At 58.4% G+C, this 18768-nt stretch carries 19 protein-coding genes; 13 read left to right on the top strand and 6 right to left on the bottom strand.

Annotated elements, in window-relative coordinates; genetic code table 11:
* Positions 1 to 11: 11 nt before the first annotated feature.
* Positions 12 to 365: a hypothetical protein gene (locus ACA062_RS14795; protein ID WP_497457050.1), complete on the bottom strand. Its 354-nt coding sequence runs from the start codon at positions 363 to 365 to the stop codon at positions 12 to 14.
* Positions 366 to 568: 203 nt separating this feature from the next.
* On the opposite strand from ACA062_RS14795, the gene ku reads away from it, so the two are divergent.
* Entirely contained in the window at positions 569 to 1441 is an 873-nt protein-coding gene (gene ku / locus ACA062_RS14790; protein WP_497457049.1) for a non-homologous end joining protein Ku, read from the top strand.
* Between the two features lie 160 nt (positions 1442 to 1601).
* Here ku and lpxO read toward each other — a convergent pair whose 3' ends face one another.
* Complete coding sequence (lpxO, locus tag ACA062_RS14785; protein ID WP_497457048.1) at positions 1602 to 2501, bottom strand: lipid A hydroxylase LpxO; 900 nt, start codon at positions 2499 to 2501, stop codon at positions 1602 to 1604.
* A 481-nt stretch (positions 2502 to 2982) separates the two neighbouring features.
* Here lpxO and ACA062_RS14780 point away from each other — a divergent pair, with 481 nt between their 5' ends.
* Both ACA062_RS14780 and ACA062_RS14775 read left to right on the top strand, forming a co-directional pair.
* On the top strand, positions 2983 to 4572 hold the full coding sequence (locus ACA062_RS14780) for an ABC-F family ATPase (RefSeq protein ID WP_497457047.1): 1590 nt from the start codon (positions 2983 to 2985) through the stop codon (positions 4570 to 4572).
* A 294-nt stretch (positions 4573 to 4866) separates the two neighbouring features.
* Positions 4867 to 6063, top strand: coding sequence for an MFS transporter (locus tag ACA062_RS14775; protein ID WP_497457046.1), 1197 nt, complete (start codon positions 4867 to 4869; stop codon positions 6061 to 6063).
* Positions 6064 to 6576: 513 nt separating this feature from the next.
* On the opposite strand, the gene ACA062_RS14770 is transcribed toward ACA062_RS14775, so the two are convergent.
* On the bottom strand, positions 6577 to 7614 hold the full coding sequence (locus ACA062_RS14770; protein ID WP_497457045.1) for an alpha/beta hydrolase family protein: 1038 nt from the start codon (positions 7612 to 7614) through the stop codon (positions 6577 to 6579).
* Between the two features lie 168 nt (positions 7615 to 7782).
* A complete protein-coding gene (locus ACA062_RS14765) occupies positions 7783 to 8394 on the bottom strand; it encodes an FMN-dependent NADH-azoreductase (RefSeq protein ID WP_497457044.1) in 612 nt (203 codons plus the stop codon).
* Between the two features lie 129 nt (positions 8395 to 8523).
* Here ACA062_RS14765 and ACA062_RS14760 point away from each other — a divergent pair, with 129 nt between their 5' ends.
* Both ACA062_RS14760 and ACA062_RS14755 read left to right on the top strand, forming a co-directional pair.
* The gene (locus tag ACA062_RS14760) at positions 8524 to 9432 is read left to right on the top strand and encodes a LysR substrate-binding domain-containing protein (RefSeq protein ID WP_128873519.1); all 909 of its coding nucleotides are present in this window, start codon (positions 8524 to 8526) and stop codon (positions 9430 to 9432) included.
* Positions 9429 to 9788 (top strand): MmcQ/YjbR family DNA-binding protein, encoded by a 360-nt coding sequence (locus ACA062_RS14755; protein ID WP_497457043.1) that lies wholly within the window; start codon positions 9429 to 9431, stop codon positions 9786 to 9788. Before ACA062_RS14760 ends, ACA062_RS14755 begins: the two co-directional genes overlap by 4 nt.
* Before the next feature lie 12 nt (positions 9789 to 9800).
* Here ACA062_RS14755 and ACA062_RS14750 read toward each other — a convergent pair whose 3' ends face one another.
* Both ACA062_RS14750 and ACA062_RS14745 read right to left on the bottom strand, forming a co-directional pair.
* Complete coding sequence (locus ACA062_RS14750) at positions 9801 to 10229, bottom strand: DUF1294 domain-containing protein (RefSeq protein ID WP_497457042.1); 429 nt, start codon at positions 10227 to 10229, stop codon at positions 9801 to 9803.
* Positions 10226 to 11056, bottom strand: coding sequence for an undecaprenyl-diphosphate phosphatase (locus ACA062_RS14745; protein WP_497457041.1), 831 nt, complete (start codon positions 11054 to 11056; stop codon positions 10226 to 10228). The genes ACA062_RS14750 and ACA062_RS14745 overlap by 4 nt, the downstream gene beginning before the upstream one ends.
* A gap of 1232 nt (positions 11057 to 12288) precedes the next feature.
* On the opposite strand from ACA062_RS14745, the gene pnuC reads away from it, so the two are divergent.
* The 8 genes from pnuC (at position 12289) to fapF (ending at position 18713) form a co-directional block, all read left to right on the top strand.
* Positions 12289 to 12852, top strand: a complete 564-nt coding sequence (pnuC, locus tag ACA062_RS14740) for a nicotinamide riboside transporter PnuC (protein ID WP_497457040.1) — start codon at positions 12289 to 12291, stop codon at positions 12850 to 12852.
* Complete coding sequence (locus ACA062_RS14735; RefSeq protein ID WP_497457039.1) at positions 12849 to 13373, top strand: AAA family ATPase; 525 nt, start codon at positions 12849 to 12851, stop codon at positions 13371 to 13373. The genes pnuC and ACA062_RS14735 overlap by 4 nt, the downstream gene beginning before the upstream one ends.
* 353 nt (positions 13374 to 13726) lie before the next feature.
* Positions 13727 to 14173, top strand: a complete 447-nt coding sequence (gene fapA, locus ACA062_RS14730) for a functional amyloid chaperone FapA (protein ID WP_497457038.1) — start codon at positions 13727 to 13729, stop codon at positions 14171 to 14173.
* 1 nt (position 14174) lies between these two features.
* Positions 14175 to 14753: a fibril amyloid subunit FapB gene (gene fapB, locus ACA062_RS14725; protein WP_497457037.1), complete on the top strand. Its 579-nt coding sequence runs from the start codon at positions 14175 to 14177 to the stop codon at positions 14751 to 14753.
* Between the two features lie 61 nt (positions 14754 to 14814).
* Entirely contained in the window at positions 14815 to 15828 is a 1014-nt protein-coding gene (gene fapC, locus ACA062_RS14720) for an amyloid-like fimbrin subunit FapC (protein WP_497457036.1), read from the top strand.
* Positions 15829 to 15891: 63 nt separating this feature from the next.
* Positions 15892 to 16572, top strand: coding sequence for a fibril amyloid maturation endopeptidase FapD (gene fapD, locus ACA062_RS14715; RefSeq protein WP_138966222.1), 681 nt, complete (start codon positions 15892 to 15894; stop codon positions 16570 to 16572).
* 44 nt (positions 16573 to 16616) lie between these two features.
* Positions 16617 to 17360 carry a fibril amyloid subunit FapE gene (gene fapE, locus ACA062_RS14710; protein ID WP_497457035.1) on the top strand — a complete coding sequence of 248 codons (744 nt, stop codon included), beginning with the start codon at positions 16617 to 16619 and terminating at the stop codon, positions 17358 to 17360.
* Between the two features lie 45 nt (positions 17361 to 17405).
* On the top strand, positions 17406 to 18713 hold the full coding sequence (fapF, locus tag ACA062_RS14705; protein ID WP_497457034.1) for a fibril amyloid transporter FapF: 1308 nt from the start codon (positions 17406 to 17408) through the stop codon (positions 18711 to 18713).
* The last annotated feature ends 55 nt before the right edge of the window (positions 18714 to 18768 follow it).

Here is an 18768-nt window from a genome sequence, read left to right as displayed (position 1 = left end):
CGTCTTGCCGTTCAACGGTTGCTGGTGCCTGTGTCTCGATGAGGCGGATTAGGTATGAATATCGGTTGGCTGGGCGCAGCGGGTCGGTCCTGGGGATAGCGGTTGCCAATCCCGCCGTTGTCCAGGGTCGGTGGTCGCGGAACCGGCACGGTGTTTGGCCCGCGAATGCCTGGAGCGCCGGGTTGGGTGCCCTGCATGCTGTTGGGGTTGGCCCGACGAATCGGGCTGTTGTAAGGATTGCTTGAATTGCCCGTCGGGCTTTGCGCCAACAACAAGGGTGAGGATGGCGCCGGGCCGGCCTGGGCCGGATTGCTCAGCACGCCACTCAATGCCAACGCGGTGATGCCAAGCATTAATCGGTTCATCGGGAGCCTCTCGACGTAAGCGTGGATAAAGTCTTCGATAGCACGCTACGCCCGGGGTTCGCATTTGTTAATCAAAACCTCCCCGACAAGATGTAACACCCTTTGACCGTACCGCTGATCCGCCCTCGAAACGCGGCCCAAAGCGGCTGAAACTTTTGCTCCAGGCCACGGGTCACCTGATCATCACTTGGGAGAAGACGACGATGGCACGGGCAATCTGGAAAGGCGCAATCAGTTTCGGGCTGGTGCATATCCCTGTCGCGCTGGTCTCGGCGACGTCTTCCCAAGGGGTGGATTTCGACTGGCTCGACAGCCGGAGCATGGAGCCGGTCGGCTACAAGCGCGTCAACAAGGTCACCGGCAAGGAAGTCACCAAAGAGCACATCGTTAAAGGTGTGCAGTACGAAAAGGGTCGCTACGTGGTGCTCAGTGAGGAGGAGATCAAGTCGGCGCACCCGCTGTCCACGCAAACCATCGACATTTTTTCCTTTGTCGACAGTGAACAGATTCCCCTGCAAAACATCGACACACCCTACTACCTTGCACCCGATAAACGCGGCGGCAAGGTCTACGCGCTGCTGCGCGAAACCCTCAGCAAAACCAACAAGGTCGCCCTCGCCCACGTGGTCTTGCATACTCGCCAGCACCTGGCGGCGCTGATGCCGCTGGAGTCGGCCATGGTCCTGGTAATGCTGCGCTGGCCGGCCGAAGTGCGCAGCCTGGATACGCTCGAACTGGGCAGCGAAGTCACCGATGCGAAGCTGGTCAAGGGTGAGCTGGACATGGCCAAGCGGCTGGTTGAAGACATGAGTGCCGAGTGGAGCCCTGAGGACTACCGCGACAGCTTCGAAGACAAGATCATGGCGCTGGTGGAGAAAAAGGCCCATGAAGGCAAGATCGAGGACGTGGAATCGGCGACTGGCGAAGAAGAGCGCAAGACTGCGGATGTTATCGATTTGACGGAGCTGCTTAAACGCAGCCTGGGTGGCAAGGCCGCTGCTAAACCTGCAGCGAAAGCCAAATCGAGCGACAAGCCGGCGCCGGCGAAAAAAACTTCAAAGCGCTCCAGTGGTTGATCGATCACAGGGCATCCGTGAGTTTTGCGGTGTAAGTGCCGGCCTCATCGCGGGCAAGCCCGCTCCCACAGATTCAGTGTTTGCTGTCAATTGTGAGCTGACACTGAACCCTGTGGGAGCGGGCTTGCCCGCGATGAGGCCATTTGTAACAACACTGAATTCAGATCAGCACAAATACCGCCAGCAACCCACCCAAAAGCGCCCACTTCTCCAGGTAGTAAAGCTTGCGATTGCGCTTCTTGAGCGCCTTGCCCCGCAGGCGAAGCTTGTAGATTCTGCCGAACAGGCGGTTGATAGCACCGGTTTTGTCGCCCACAGCGTTCGGCGCCCCCGCCGCCGCCATCACATGGCGGCTGAACCAGCCATTGAACGCCGCCGCCCAGCGATACTTCATTGGCCGTTCAATGTCGCAGAACAGAATGATGCGATTTTGCTGGGTAGTGTTTTCGGCGTAATGAATGAAGGTCTCGTCGAACATCACCGCTTCACCGTCGCGCCAGTGGTAGTTCTCGCCATCGACGTTGATGTAGCAACCGGCATCGTTCGGCGTGTCCAGGCCCAGGTGATACCGATAGGAACCGGCATACGGATCGCGGTGACGGACCAGTCTGGATCCCTGTGGCAGCTCGGCAAACATCGCGGCCTTGATCGAGCCGATGCTCTGCACCAGTTCAGTGGTGCGCGGGCAGAGTTTCATGGCCGAAGGGTGGCTATCGCCGTACCATTTCAGATAAAAGCGCTTCCAGCCCGTCTTGAAGAACGAGTTGAATCCGACATCGTCATACTGGTTCGAGCGTTTGATCTCACCGTTCTTGAGCAGGTTCTGGCCTTCGGCGCGAATGTCTTGCCAATGGGTCTGCAGCGGACTCAAGTCAGGAAAATCGGCAGTGTCAAGATAAGGCCTGTTGGGGATTTTCGAGAACAGGTAGAGGAAGCAATTGACCGGTGCCAGAAATGTCGAGTGATCACTTAGCTGGCGGCCCAATTTGTGGCGCACGCGTCCGCGCAGATGAACGTACGCGATCGATACAACATAAATAACAGCAATGATGAGCTTCACGAAAATCGTCACACGTCAGAAGTGAACAAACTGCGTCCCCTGGAGGGCCTTGTGCAGCGTCTGATATCGAAACGGCGGTGCCGGTGGCGCGTCCCTGAGCGCCTGCCGACTGTCGGCCTCAGGATCAACGATGGCATTTTAGCCTCCTCTTGTAACAAGCTGTTAGCATTCAGGGGTGAAAATCTGTCCGCTGGTGGCGTCAAAGCGGTCGTACGGCCTCAACGCCCTATCGTTTAAAGAGCCAGACCAGTACAATCGCCGCCAAACATTATGCGCCCCCCTTGGTTGATGACGGGAATGAACCCCGCCTCAGCGCAGTTCGACTCGGGCCAAGCGCTCCTTATGCTGCTGTCCACTTATTGCCAGATGGACCTTCCGCTTCTGACCGGGATGAATTTGCCGTGGTTCGGAGACCGGAAACGGGTACTGAATCGGTACTGCCGCAACCCTTGCTACTCTTTAAGCTTCGCAGGAAAAACCTTTGATCTCTACAGCTAACATCACGATGCAGTTCGGCGCCAAGCCGCTATTTGAAAACGTTTCGGTGAAATTCGGCGCGGGCAACCGTTATGGCCTGATCGGCGCCAACGGTTGCGGCAAATCGACCTTCATGAAAATCCTCGGTGGCGACCTCGAGCCATCGGGTGGCCAGGTCATGCTGGAGCCGAACGTGCGTCTGGGTAAATTGCGCCAGGACCAGTTCGCCTACGAAGAATTCACCGTGATCGATACCGTGATCATGGGTCACGAAGAGCTGTGGAAGGTCAAGGCCGAGCGCGACCGCATCTACTCGCTGCCGGAAATGACCGAAGAAGACGGCATGGCCGTGGCGGAGCTGGAAACCGAGTTCGCCGAAATGGACGGCTACACCGCCGAATCCCGTGCCGGTGAACTGTTGCTGGGCCTGGGTATCGGCATCGAGCAGCATTTCGGCCCGATGAGCGAAGTGTCCCCGGGCTGGAAATTGCGCGTGTTGCTGGCGCAGGCGCTGTTCTCCGATCCGGAAGTGCTGTTGCTCGACGAACCGACCAACCACCTGGACATCAACACCATCCGCTGGCTGGAAAATATCCTGACCCAGCGCTCCAGCCTGATGATCATCATCTCTCACGACCGTCACTTCCTGAACAGCGTGTGCACGCACATGGCTGACCTGGATTACGGCGAGCTGCGCCTGTTCCCGGGCAACTACGACGAGTACATGACCGTGGCGACCCAGTCCCGCGAGCAACTGCTGTCGGACAACGCCAAGAAGAAAGCACAGATCTCGGAACTGCAATCGTTCGTCAGCCGCTTCTCGGCCAACGCCTCGAAAGCCAAGCAAGCGACCTCCCGCGCCAAGGCGATCGACAAGATCCAACTGGCCGAGGTCAAGCCTTCGAGCCGTGTGAGCCCGTTCATCCGTTTCGAACAGACCAAGAAGCTGCACCGTCAGGCGGTCATCGTCGAGCGCATGGCCAAAGGCTTCGACGGCAAGCCGCTGTTCAAGGACTTCAGCTTCGTTGTTGAAGCCGGCGAGCGCGTGGCGATCATTGGTCCGAACGGTATCGGTAAAACCACCCTGCTGCGTACCCTGGTCAACGAACTGACCCCGGATGCCGGCACCGTGAAATGGACCGACGCCGCGGAACTGGGCTACTACGCCCAGGACCACGCACACGACTTCGAAGAAGACTGCAACCTGTTCGACTGGATGGGCCAATGGACCCAGGGCGGCGAGCAAATCGTTCGCGGCACCCTCGGCCGGATGCTGTTCTCCAACGACGAGATCCTCAAGTCGGTCAAGGTCATCTCCGGTGGTGAGCAAGGCCGCATGCTGTTCGGCAAGTTGATCCTGCAAAAGCCGAACGTTCTGATCATGGACGAACCGACCAACCACTTGGACATGGAATCGATCGAGGCGCTGAACCTGGCGCTGGAGAACTACCCGGGCACGCTGATCTTCGTCAGCCACGACCGTGAGTTCGTATCGTCCCTGGCCACCCGCATCATCGAGTTGAGCGCCAGCGGCGTGATCGACTTCAGCGGCACTTATGATGACTACCTGCGTAGTCAAGGCGTCGTGTTTTAAGAGCAGCAAATTAGTTTCAAGCTGCAAGCTGCGAGTAAAAGCCCTGTCCATGTGACGGGGCTTTTTGCATTTCAGGGCTGAGGAATGTTTTGGTGCTGACACCTTCGCGGGCAAGCCTCGCTCCTACAGGGTTTTGCGGCGTTCGAGTAATGGGTGAACGATACAAATCCTGTAGGAGCGAGGCTTGCCCGCGAAGAGGCCCTCAAGTGCAACGAATATAGTTAGCCTGCTTCCTTTTATTCCCCACCCAAGCCATGATGCAATTCTCCTACCGCCGCCCGCGAACGAGCCCTCATGTCTGTGCAGCAAGTGCCCCCGCAAAGCTCCATGGCGATCACCCTGCAGATCGTCTCTATCGTCCTCTATACCTTCATTGCGTTCCTGTGCATCGGCCTGCCGATTGCGGTGATACCGGGGTACGTCCACGAACAGCTGGGTTTCAGCGCGATCATCGCGGGGCTGACCATCGGCTGCCAGTACCTGGCCACTCTGCTCAGCCGCCCCATGGCCGGGCGCATGTCGGACAGTATCGGCACCAAGCGGGCGATTGTGTACGGCTTGTCGGGGATCGTGCTGAGCGGTGTGCTGACGCTGTTGTCGACTTTGCTGCAAAGCTTTCCGTTGTTGAGTCTGTTGATCCTGATCGCCGGCCGCCTGCTGTTGGGGATCGCCCAAGGCTTGATTGGCGTCGGCACCATCAGTTGGTGCATGGGCCAGGTCGGTGCCGAACATACCGCGCGCTCGATTTCCTGGAACGGGATTGCGTCCTACGGCGCCATCGCCATTGGCGCACCGCTTGGGGTGGTGATGGTCGCCGAGTACGGCTTTGAAAGCCTGGGGATTGTCCTGTCACTGCTGGCGCTGGCGGCATTGCAGCTGATCCGCAACAAACCCTCGGTGCCGGTGATTCGCGGCGAGCGCCTGCCATTCTGGGCGGTGTTCGGGCGCATTGCGCCGTTTGGCGCGAGCCTGAGCCTGGCCTCCATCGGCTACGGTACCCTGACTACTTTTATCACCTTGTATTACGTCAGCCGCGGCTGGACTGGCGCGGCCTACTGCCTGACGGTGTTCGGCGTCTGTTTCATTCTGGCGCGGCTGTTGTTCATCTCCAGCATCAGCCGCTTCGGCGGATTCGCCTCAGCCATTGCCTGCATGAGTGTTGAAACCTTGGGCCTGGGGCTGCTGTGGCTTGCGCCCTCGACCACTTATGCGTTGATCGGCGCAGGTCTGACCGGCTTCGGCTTGTCGCTGGTCTACCCGGCCTTGGGTGTGGAGGCGATCAAGCAGGTACCCAATTCCAGTCGCGGCGCGGGGTTGAGTGCCTACGCGGTGTTTTTCGATCTGGCGCTGGCGATTGCCGGGCCGTTGATGGGCGCAATCGCCTTGAACCTGGGGTACTCATGGATTTTCTTCAGCGCAGCGCTGTTGTCGGTGAGCGGACTTGGCCTGACGTTGCTGCTGTCCCGACGAGCCGCACGTGCAACAAGTTAAAAGCCCGCGGGAACAGGCAAGTTACAAAATAACGAAGCAACTTCAAATACCAGCAACATGCAACATTTCTACTCGATTAATGCAAAGTGCCATCCTTGTTTTAATGACTGATTTCGACAAAATGACTTGCGTTGCACTTACGGAAATCGACAACAAGGATCATTGAAAATGCGCATATTGCCTTTAATCCTACTGGCCCCGCTGGCATTTACCTTTTACTCCACTGCACATGCGGAAAACTCGGCTCAGCAACAAATCTGCCATAACGGTGTATGTTGGGACATCGGTGGCCCGGGCGACATTGGTAGTCCGTGCTGCCCTTTCAGCGTTGAACCCGCGAGTAACAACGTTCAGCGACCGGACAACCCACTCAAACTGCACGGTGTAACGCTCAACTGGAATAAAAGCGACCAAGCCGATACAGGCCTGATCGCTCAGACTGTACAGTAGGGTTCAAACATTGAAACTGCGTTGGCTAACAAGTAACCGATAACAAAAACTGTCGATCACCCTTTATTGATCGGCAGTTTGCATCCCTGCCCTGCCTGAATTGCCCAGCGCATGGGAAAAGAACCGGCTGGCTTCAGAGGTCATGGTGCGGTGGATGTCCTTGCGATCGACGCCGTCAGCGTCAGTGCACAAGGCAGGCATCGCCGCCAGTTGTTCTTCGGTACAAGGCGCCATGAACACGAAGTGCCCGGCCCCGGCCAGTAATTTGAAGTCCGGCGCGATCGGCAGTTTACGCGCCAGCGCTGCGGCGTTCTTGTCGAATGCCACCAGTTTGTCGCCGTCGCCGCTGTAAAGCAGTACCGGCACGTGCACGTCGGCCAGGGTATGGCGACCGAACTTCAGGCTCAGCGGCGCCATCAGCAACAAGGCATGGACCCGTGGGTCAGCCACCGGCTGCAGGTCATCACGATCAACGATCAATTCGCCTTGGGTGTTGCAGGCATCGCGATCATCCGGACGCTCCTGGCAATAGCGGCGCAGGCGGTCCAGGTCAGGCGTCGCACCCGAGAGGATCAATGCGGTTTCCCCACCTGCCGAATAGCCGATCACGCCGACCTGGTTGGCGTTGACGAAGGGCGCAAGCATGCGATCGCCCAGGGTCGCAGTGATTGCCTGGGAAATCTGGATCGGCCGGCCATACAGATTGCTCAAGGTACCCAGGCGGCTGTGGTCCCTGGAGTTGTCGCCGGGATGGATCACCGCCACCACGACGAACCCCTTGCGCGCCAGTGAGGTGGCGAGATCGTGCAGGGCCAGGGGGGTTCCGGTGTTGCCATGGGACAGCATCAGCATCGGGAAACGACCCATGGCGACGCGGGTGTCTTCGCCGGCTTCGACGGCATAGCCCTCGAGTAGGCTGGTGTGTTCCTTGTCGCTGGAAGGATAGAAGGCGATGGCGCGCATCGGCTGCAGGTCCAGCGGATCGAGAAAGCTCATCTCATGAAAGCCGACGCTCCAGTGCGGATGCGGCGCAGGTGCGGCGTGCACTGAATTCAGGCTGCCGAGCAGACATATCAGCAAGCTTGCACAAAGACGCACCATGGGATGCCCCACCTTGTTACTTGACCGGAGACGATAACCCTTGATTGCATAACCCGGGCCAGAACTAGCAACAACCAGAAACAAAAAACTCCGCCTCTGGCACTTGCGTGATCAGAATACAGAGTTTTTTGGTTGTTGCCCGAGCTGTTTGACGTCTTTACGCAAGCCTTACGCGGCGACGAACAATTGCTCGCTGATGTGCGTTTGGGCATCGCTCATGGCCTTGGTGCGCACTTCATCACCGTAAGCCAGGCCGTGGGCGCGGACGAACTCGATATCGGTGATACCGAGGAAGCCGAACATGACTTTCAAATACTCTTCATGGGCAACGCCAGTGACCTGACCGGCGTGCAGACCGCCAGATGTCGAGACAATCACGACTTTCTTGTTACCGCAAAGGCCTTCAGGGCCGGCTTCGGTGTAGCGGAAGGTCTGACCGGCAACGGCGATGCGGTCGATCCAGGCCTTGAGCTGAGTCGGGATGGTGAAGTTGTACATCGGGGCGGCGATCACCACGGCATCGGCGGCGAGAAATTCAGCCAGCGCCTGGGCGCTCAGCTCGGCTTCGTGCTGTTGCGCGGCATTGCGCAGTTCAGCCGTGGTGCCGGCAGCCACTAGGGTGGCGGCGGAGAAATGGCTGATGGCGTCGGCAGCCAGGTCACGGTAAGTCACCACGGCGCTCAGCTCGGCGGTTTGCCAGGCCTTGACGACTTCGCTGCTCAGCTGACGGGAAGCCGAGTTGTCGCCAAGAATGCTCGAATCGATATGCAGCAATTTCATGTGGGGATCTCCAAGTGAGGACCGCTCATGGCGATCTGATGGAGACAATCCTACAGGCGAAACCAATAGCTGATTAGATGGCAACAATGCGATAGTTCGTCCCACTGATAGAACAATCGAGTGACCCGTATGCAAGACCTCAATGATCTCTACTATTTTGCCAAGGTGGTTGAAGCCGGTGGCTTCGCGGCAGCCGGGCGTTTGCTCGGGATACCCAAGTCGCGCCTGTCGCGACGGATCGCCGAGCTGGAAGAACGCCTGGGCGCTCGCCTGCTGCAACGCACCACCCGCCAACTCAAGCTGACGGCCGTGGGCGAGCGTTACCTGCGGCACTGTCAGGCAATGCTGCTGGAAGCCGAGATGGCCGATGAGGCAGTGGCCAGCATGTCCAGCGAACCTCGCGGGCGTTTGCGGGTGTCCTGTCCGGTGGGGTTGGCTCACGAAATTCTACCGACCGTGATCAGCGATTTCCTGGCGAAGTTTCCACTGGTTCAACTGGAAGTCATGTTGCTCAATCGACGGGTCGACCTGGTGACCGAGGGCGTCGACGTCGCCCTGCGCGTGCGGGAGTTGGGCGACGAAGACCCGTTGCTGGTCACCCGACGCCTGCGTCAGGCGCAAATGGCGATGGTCGCCAGCCCCGCCTTCCTGCACGGACATGAGATCAACCACCCCGAAGACCTGAAAAAACTGCCAGTGCTCGGCGCGCTGGAAGCCGATCGCATGGTGCACATCCGCATGCTCGATCAACAGGGCAATAGCGTTGACTTGACCCTCGAAGCGCGATTGGGTATCGATGATTTCATCGTGCGCAAGGCCTGCACCCTGGCGGGCCAGGGGTTTACCCTGTTGCCGATGATGTATTGCGAGCAAGCGCTGGCAGACGGTTCACTGGTGCAGTTGCTGCCTGACTGGTCATTGCCTGGCGGCTGGCTGCAAGCGGTCTACCCTCATCGGCGCGGGGTGATGCCGGCGGTGCGCGCCTGGATCGACCATTTGATCGAATCATTCAACGCCTGTGGGGAACGATTGCTATGAAGGCCGCACGCATGAGCGAAGAGGATGTCGCGCAGTTCTGCCTGGCGCTGCCCGGCGCGCGGGAAGACTACAAGTGGGGTGGCGTGCGGGTGTTTTCGATTGCCGGGAACAAGATGTTCGCCTTGCAGAACCTGCGGGGCGCATCCCTGGCGTTCAAGGTCGACAAGGATCTGTTTCTCGGTCATTGCGACCGTCCGGGCATTCACCCGGCACCTTATCTGGCGCGGGCGCAGTGGATCATCATGGCAACACCCTACCCGCTCGGTGCCGAAGAGCTGCAAGATTTGTTGCGACGTTCCCATCAACTGGTGGTGCGCAAGTTGCCTCGGCGCACCCAGGTCGGCCTGGTACTTTAACGCTGCGCGAATTTAAAGCAGTGCGAAAAGATGGGCGCCAAGGAACAACTGATCGATCCAGAACACCTGGTGCAGCAGCACGATCACCCAGAACAGTACCTGAAACGAAAGCTTGCGCGTCTTGTGCCGAAACACCTGCTGGGCCAGCAAGGCGCCAGGCCAGCCGCCGGCGAGTTCCACCGCATGCAACACGTTCTCCGGTATGCGCCAGCGATCGAGCCGGGCCTTGCGCTTGTCGCTCCAGTACAGCAGGAACGCCAGCACGCTGACGATGCCATAAACCGCCAGGGGCACCCGCGAAATGCCCCCCAGCCACATCGTCATCGAACCCGACAGCGGCAGCGCGCACAGGATCGCAAACACCAGCAGTTTCAACCGGGCATGGCGAATCTCGCCCCCGGACCGGCGTCCGGGGTTGTTGCGCGCGCTGGAGTCATTCATGGCTTGACGGCGGTCCAGTCAACCCAACCAAACTGCCAGGTGGCAAGGATGACCAGGCCGAACACGATGCGATACCAGGCGAACGCCGCGTAGCTGTGACTGCCGATGAACACGAGCAGGCCGCGCACGGCAATCATCGCGAAGATGAACGCAGTGACGAAGCCGATGGCGAACACCGGAAAATCAGCCGGCACGAACAGGTCGCGGTATTTGTAGCCCGAATACACCGCCGCGCCGACCATGGTCGGCATGGCCAGGAAGAACGAGAACTCGGTGGCGGTCTTGCGGGACAAGCCGAACAGCAAACCGCCAATGATCGTCGAACCGGAGCGCGAGGTGCCCGGAATCATGGCCAGACACTGGGCAAAGCCAATTTTCAGGGCGTCTTTCCAGGTAATTTCGTCGACGGTGTGGGCATGCACTTCATGCTGACGCTGTTCAGCCCACAACATGACGACACCGCCCACGACCAACGCCGTGGCCACGGTGATCGGGTTGAACAGGTAATGGTGAATCAGGTCGGCGAAAATCACCCCCAATACCACGGCCGGCATAAAGGCGATCAGCAGGTTCGCGGTAAAACGTCGAGCGCCTGGCTGGGTCGGCAGACCGACGACCACATCGAAAATCTTGCGGCGAAACTCCCACACCACCGCCAGGATCGCCCCGAGCTGGATGATGATGTTGAAGGCCATGGCCCGCTCACCCCCGAAGTCGAGCAGGTCGGCCACGATGATCTGGTGCCCGGTACTGGAAATGGGCAAAAACTCCGTCAGTCCCTCTACTACGCCAAGTATCAATGCCTGAAAGGCGGTCCAAAGATCCATCAATCCCCCAAGAAGCGATGCGCCACTGCATGCCCCGTTAATATTTTTCAGAACGCCACTGTGACCAGTGCAGATGAAGTCCCGCGCGCGTAATTCCCCCACAAAACCGTAAAAATTCCGTGAAAAATCAACTTGGACTCAGGTTTTTCCGCGCGGGGCCGAAATCCTATCAGACAAGTCTGATAAACGCTGCCGCGGTGTACATATCCGTTGCTGCGGTAACGGCGACTTAGGGTTTCGCCCTTACGGCGAGTCACTTGGAAAAGCCCCAAGTAGCCCCTTTCGTTCGGTGCCTCGCTGTGGCTCGGGTTGCCCACTGCGCAGAACCTCCACTCGGCCTGTCGAGGGGGCGCACACCGCAAAAGCAAAGCAAAGCAAGGCAAGGCAAGGCAAGGCAAGGCAAGGCAGCCTACCGGCCGGCCTATCCTTCAAGCGCACGCGGTCCCCTGTAGGAGCTGCCGCAGGCTGCGATCTTTTGATCTTTGCTGCGGATCAGGCACCGCGCAATCATGTTGAAGATCAAAAGATCGCAGCCTGCGGCAGCTCCTACAGGGGGCAGCGTATATCCGAGAGAGATTGGTTGGCTGGCAGGCCGCCAAGATCAAGATCAAAATCAAAATCAAAATCAAAAGATCGCAGCCTTCGGCAGCTCCTACAGTGGGTCTGAGTACATCCGCAGAATCAGGTCGGCTGGTAGGCCGCCTTCGCTGGCAAGCCAGCTCCTACAATGGATCGGCGCGCACCGACGCTCCTCACCACTCATCAGGCCGAGCGTTAGCTCGCCTGCAGCGCTTGATCTTGATCCACCCGCCCCTTCGGGAGGCTGAGTGGAGGTGTTCATCCGGGGAGTGGCGCGCAGCGCCGTTCGACGCAGTCGAACACGCTGCATGTAGGTCGTCGCGAAGCAGACCGGAGGGCAGTGTCCCCGGATGAATACCGGAGCGAAGGAACGCCGAGCCTTAGCGAGGGGCCGGACGCTTGGGGCGAGCCTTTTTTTGCTTACTTTTTTTTGGCGTTTGAAAAAAAAGTGAGTCGCCGTAAGGGCGAAACCCTAAGTAGCCATTACCGCAGAAACGGATATGTACACCAACAAAGAAACCACCACAGCAACGAATATGTACACTAACAAAGAAACCACCGCAGCAACGAATATGTACACAATCAAACAAACCCACCAACCGCGCCTACCCGCTACAATCGCCTCCCTCTTCGACTTCCCCAAAGGAACCTCCATGTCCGGGCTTGAACTGTTTGCCGCCACCCTCGGTGTCATTGCCGTCTGGTTGACGGTCAAACAGAACCCCTGGTGCTGGCCGATCGGCCTGGTCATGGTGCTGCTCTACAGCTGGATCTTTTTTGAAGTGAAACTGTATTCGGACATGCTGCTGCAAGTGATCTATGCCGCCTTGCAGCTGTATGGCTGGTGGCAGTGGACGCGTGCGGGCGACACCCGTCAGGGGCGGCAAGTCAGTCAGCTAGATGGACAATCGATAACGGTCAGTCTTGCCCTCGGCGCGATCGGCAGTCTGCTGCTTGGCGCGGCAATGGCGCACTGGACCGATGCCGCCCAACCCTGGCTCGATGCGGCGTTGACCGGTTTCAGCCTGGTGGCGCAAGTCTGGATGGCGCAGAAACGCGTGCAATGCTGGCCACTGTGGATCACCCTGGACGTGATTTTCGTCGGGCTTTTTGTCTACAAGGGGATGTACCTGACCGCCGGCCTCTACGCACTGTTTGCCCTGATAGCCGTGCAAGGCTGGCGGGAATGGCGCGCGGACCCGGTATTGCGCACATGAAAGTCCTGGTGCTCACCGGTCCCGAATCCAGTGGCAAGAGCTGGCTCGCGGCCGAACTGCAAGCGCATTTCGGCGGCGTTCTGGTGGACGAATATGTCCGCTGGTTCATCGAGCAGAACCCCCGTGACACCTGCCTGGCCGACATTACGCCCATTGCCCGCGGACAACTGCAATGGGAGGACGAGGCCCGTGCCCGACAGCCACGGTTGCTGCTGCTCGACACGCATTTGCTGAGCAACATCCTCTGGAGCCAGACCTTGTTTGGCCAGTGCCCGGTCTGGGTCGAACAGGCGCTGTTGACCAGGCAATATGATTTGCACCTGCTATTGTCCCCCGACGATGTCGCCTGGACGGATGACGGTCAGCGTTGCCAACCCGAACTGAGACAACGCCGGGCCTTCTTCGAGCAGACCCTCGCCTGGCTGGAGCGCCATCAACAACCGGTTCAAGTGCTGCAGGGCGATTGGGCAGCGCGTCGCAACCAGGCCCTGAAGGCCGTTGAGCTCCTGCTCCAATCCTGATTGATTTGCGATTCCGGACGCGGTTTTTCCCCTGTTTTGGGGGGGAAGTGTCCATTTTTGAAACACCCCTCCGAGCTCAAACTGGCTATTTGAACGGCTTCATAATCTTTACACCTCGGCTGTAAGGAGAATGAAACACATCGCCGTCAACCCTTGATCTAGAGCATCGCAACTGCTTTGGCCTGATACAGGCACTTTGCACTGTCTCAAACTTGAAACAAAGCCCAACACGCCCCCTGTTGGCATAATTCGCAAGCTATTGAATTACCACGACTATCAAAAAGCGGCACAGCTTTCGCTCTCTCCTTCATAACGCTGACAAGGTCCAGCTCGCAGAAGAAGGAATAGTTGCCATGGGAACTCTCAACAAAGGAATAACCCACCTCCTGCTGGTCGGATTCGCCACCTCGATGCTCAGCTTCAATGTTCAAGCTGAAGGCAATGGGGTCATCGTGCTTAAACGTGACGTTCAGCCGGTGCACATCGGCCGCAACGGAGGCAAGGATCCCAATCCGACGACTGTCAACGTCAATCCTTCTGAACGAGTCACCCACAGCCTCAGCAATGCCGAGCTCAGCGATGGCGACTTCGCCAACGTCGCCAGCGGCTCCTCCATCAGCAACAACATTCCCCAGAATGGCTCAGGCATGCAAGGCCTCAACGTGATCACCAACCCCAACGGCATGCCTGGCATGACCGCAGGCCACGGCGGTGGCAGTGGTGGGGCGATCTCGGGAACCATCAACCGTGCCTTGAGTACTGGCCTCGCCCCACTGGGCAGACTGGCTGGAGGCCAATGACATGACTCGCTCATTGATATTCCTCGCCCTGCTCGGCTGCACCAGCGCCATGGCCGACTCCAGCGTCAGCACGGTGAACAGCGCAAGAATCCAGGACTCCGGCACCCGGTACACAGGCAACTTCAACGTCAACCAGGCCGCCGGTGACCAACAGCAACAGACCAACGTACGGGCGATCGCCATTGGCACCGAAGCTGCCGCGACCACCCGCATCAACCAGAACATCAATACCTCCGCCAATCCGTCGATGAACGCGACGGCCACCATCGGCGGCACCTCTTTCAGCAATGGCAACGGTGTACTGGGCGTCAACCAGGGCGCCGGGGCCAACAACCAGATGGCCAACGCAATGCGCATCAGCATCAGTGCCGGACCGCAAAGCGTCGACGATAGCGCCCTTTCTCAACAGAACGTGGCGTTGCAACCAAACTCGGGAGCAACTGGCATTCCAATCGGTAGTCGCCAGGTCGCTATCAGCGACCAGGCCTTCACCGGCAGCCGAGGAGTGATTCAGGTGAACCAGAGTGCCGGGGTGGGGAACCGCATGGCTAACACCCTGAGCATCCGGGTCGCTGACTGACCCAAACGCAGTGCAATTAGAAAGTAAACACTTAACCAACTAATAAGCACGGAGAAACACCATGAAACCTACAATGGCTCTCAAACCACTGGTTTTCGCACTGGCAGCAGTAATGGCAATCGCGGCACAAGCAGGCGGTCGTGATGATGATCGCGGTCATGGCAATGGTCACGGCAATGGCCACGGCAACAACGGGCACGATCGCGGCCCAAGCTTTGACACACTTCTGTCGCTTAGCTCCGGCGCCCAGGCAGCCGTGCTGGACGTGCAGAACAGCTCCGGCAACAACGGGCTGAACCAAGGCACCAAAAACGACGCTAAAGGCGACAACTCGCTCAATGGTTCCAACGGCAACATGGGCGCCAACGTTGCAGCCGGTGACGGTAACCAGCAAGACAACGCCGCTGCACTGGCCACGTCCGACGAAAGCTTCATCTTCGGCTCCGCAACCGCCGTTTCAGCCGCGACTCAATACAACACTGGCAACCATGCTAACAACTACTCCAGTGGCAATACTTCGACCCTCAACAACGCAGGCAACAACGGCTCCGGCAACATCGGCATGAACGTGGCTTCCGGCAGTTTCAACCAACAGAAAAACAACCTGGCCATCGCTGTATCGGGCGGCCGTGTAGCAACCGCGGCGGCAGCGGCCAACCAAAGCTCCACCGGGCTGGTTGTCAACAACTATGGCACCCAGGTGTACAAGACAGACACGCTCACAGGCACCTTTGCCGCTGCGGGTGCGTTCGTGGCAGCCGGCAAAGCCGTGTCCAAAGAGGATGACCATCACGGTGGCGGCCATGGTTATGGCAACAAAGGTGGTCGTGGCGGTCATGACGACGATGTCACCAAGTCTGATTTCGTCGCTGTCGGCGTATTCGGCCTGGCTGGCGTAACCACAGAACAAAAACTGACCGCAGATGGCTGGAAAACCCCTGTGACCAACACCGCCACCATGTCGGGCTCGATGAACGGCTTCTCCGGCAACGGCGGCGCCAACGTAGCATCGGGTGTAGGCAACCAACAAAGCAACTCGCTGTCCATCGCTGCCGGCTGCAACGTCTGCCTGTAATCGCGATCGAAATAAAAGCCCCGGCAACGGGGCTTTTCCACAGTCCGCAAAGGCGTATCGATCATGCGTAAGACTGCCCTTTTCGCCCTGCTCTGCCTGTCTGGCCTGACTCAGGCCGCACAGATGCCCGTGGCCGCCCTGCCTGGCGGTATGCTGGTCTACAAGGAGGTACAGAGTTTGCGTGAGCGCAAGTTCAGCGACATCGTCGAACAGAAAACCGATTTCAGCTGCGGCGCCGCCGCACTGGCGACGGTCCTGCGCCAGGCTTATTGGCTCGACGTCGATGAAGAGCACATCATCAAAGGCATGCTGGTCAATGCTGACCAGGACCTTGTTCGTACCCAGGGTTTTTCCATGCTGGACATGAAGCGCTACATAGAAAGCATCGGCATGCGCGCCCGTGGCTACAAGATCCCCACTGAAAAGCTGGATGCAGTGACGATTCCGGTGGTGGTACTGATGGAAATTCGCGGCTACAAGCACTTCGTGGTGATGCAGCGGGCAGACAAGGAATGGGTCTATATCGGCGACCCGGTCCTCGGTCACAAACGCTACTCCCATGATGACTTTGTCAAAGGCTGGAACGGCATTGTCTTCGCTATCGTAGGTCCCGGTTACGACAAGACCAATGTGCTACGCAGTCCACCGGAACCCCTGACGGCCAAAAACAAGCTGGATAACTTCAACCCGGTCAAAGATGCCGAGTTGATGGATTTTGGTTTCATACAGAGCGACTTCTTTTAATCGCCCAAAGATGATTTTGGGGCGGGATGCTCCGGGAGCAGCAGATGAAAACCTCATACTGGCTGGCCGCTGCCTGTCTGGCAGCGAGTGCTTCAGGCCATGCCAACGGATTCAAACCGATCGAAATCAACGACCATGAGCTCGGCGAGCTGCGTGGCCGTTACGTCATGCCGGGACGGATCATCAGTTTCGGTGTGGTCATGAGCAGTACTTGGCGTAATGCCAGTGGTGATTTGATCGGGGCTGCCACTTCGATGCAGATCCAGGCAGGTACCCTGAAACCCGAATTCTACGTTTCAACCTTTAGCCAGTCCGGTGACGGCAGTACACCCGGCCAAGGCACCGGCAGCGTCATTGGCGGCGCTGGTTTGAACAGCGCACAAGGGATCACCCAAAGCGTGCGCGCCGCCGGCGATGGCAACACCGCCTACAACAATGTCGCGATCGACGTCAAAGAGGCCAGTCATGCCCCGGCCAACAACCCGAGCCTGGGCCAGGTGTTGATGAGCGGGCAAACCATTACCGGTAGCAGTGCGGCCGGCACTGTGGCTGTTTCCGCCACTGGCGGCGGCATCCAGATGGCCATTCAGGCCAACAACAACCAGGGCACGTCCCTGCAGCAGGTTGCCCAGGGTGGCCTGTTGCAGAACACGCGGTTACTGGGCAGCAGCAATGTGGTCAATAACCTGACTCAGCTTAATGTAGTGCTGAACAATAATGGCCCGAGCGCAGGTGCACTGGACTGCAACCTGACTCAACTGAACGCACTACGCAGTCTGGGATATTGAACTACGCTGAGTCTCGATCATTGGGCATTAAGGGACGGCTTATTCATGTATCGATCAGTATCACTGCGCGCAGTTGTATGTTTGAGCACTTTATTCCCCGCGGCGATCTTGCAAGCAGCACCCGCCTCGGATGTGGAGATTCTGAAACAGGAGCTTCTGGAGCTGAAGCAACGATACGAAGTACAACAAAAAGCACTGGCGATCCTCGAGCAACGGGTCCGTCAGGTCGAAGATCAACCGGCAACACCACAACCCAAGCGTCTGGCCAAGTCGCCAGCCGACCTCAAAAGCAATTCACAAGTCGCGACCGGTACCGGTGCTGCGGCGGCGTCAGGGGGCGCAGCCGGGGGCGGCGGCAGTTCCTACGGGCAATCGCTGTCCGATGATTCGCAGCCGGCACAGAGTGTTTCCAACCTGTACGACGAGGCCAGCGGGTTCTTCGGCGGCGGCAAGTTCAGCCTGGAAACCGGGTTGACCTATTCCCGGTACGATACGCGCCAACTGATCCTCAATGGCTTCCTCGCACTGGACTCGATCTTTCTGGGCAACATCAACCTGGACCGGATCAAGGCCGACACCTGGACGCTTGACCTCACCGGCCGCTACAACTTCGACAACCGCTGGCAGTTCGACCTGAACGTGCCGGTGATCTACCGCGAATCGACCTATCAGTCAGGCGGCGGTAACGAGGGGTCCGCAGGGGTCACCACCGAAAGCAGCGTCAAACGCGATCCAACCATTGGCGACGTCAACTTCGGTATTGCCTACAAGTTCCTCGACGAGTCGGTCAACACTCCGGATGCAGTGGTCACCTTGCGCGTCAAGGCACCGACCGGCAAGGAACCGTTCGGGATCAAGCTGGTTCAGGATAATGCCAACACCAATCTGTTCGTGCCAGAGTCCCTGCCGACCGGCAACGGCGTCTGGTCGATCACCCCTGGCATCTCGCTGGTCAAGACCTTCGACCCGGCCGTGTTGTTCGGTAGCCTCTCCTACACCCACAACTTCGAGGATTCCTTTGACGACATCAGTTCCACCGTCAACCAGAAAACCCCGGGCAAGGTGCGTATCGGCGACAGCTTCCAGATCGGCGCCGGTATTGCGTTTGCGTTGAACGAAAAGATGAGTATGTCGTTCTCGGTGTCTGACCTGGTGCAACGTAAAAGCAAGATCAGGGAAGATGGCGGTGATTGGCAGTCGGTTGTTTCCAGCGATGCCAACGCCGGTTACTTCAACGTCGGCATGACCATTGCGGCCAGCGACAACCTGACCATCGTCCCCAACCTGTCCATCGGCATGACGGACGATGCCCCGGACTTTACCTTCAGCCTGAAATTCCCGTATTACTTCTGACCCGTTGTAGATCAAAAGATCGCAGCCTGCGGCAGCTCCTACATTGGATTGCATT

It is taken from the genome of Pseudomonas sp. LBUM1679 (assembly GCF_059695565.1).
Note: the sequence above shows the minus strand (reverse complement) of the source record. Positions and strands in the feature narration are given on the sequence as shown.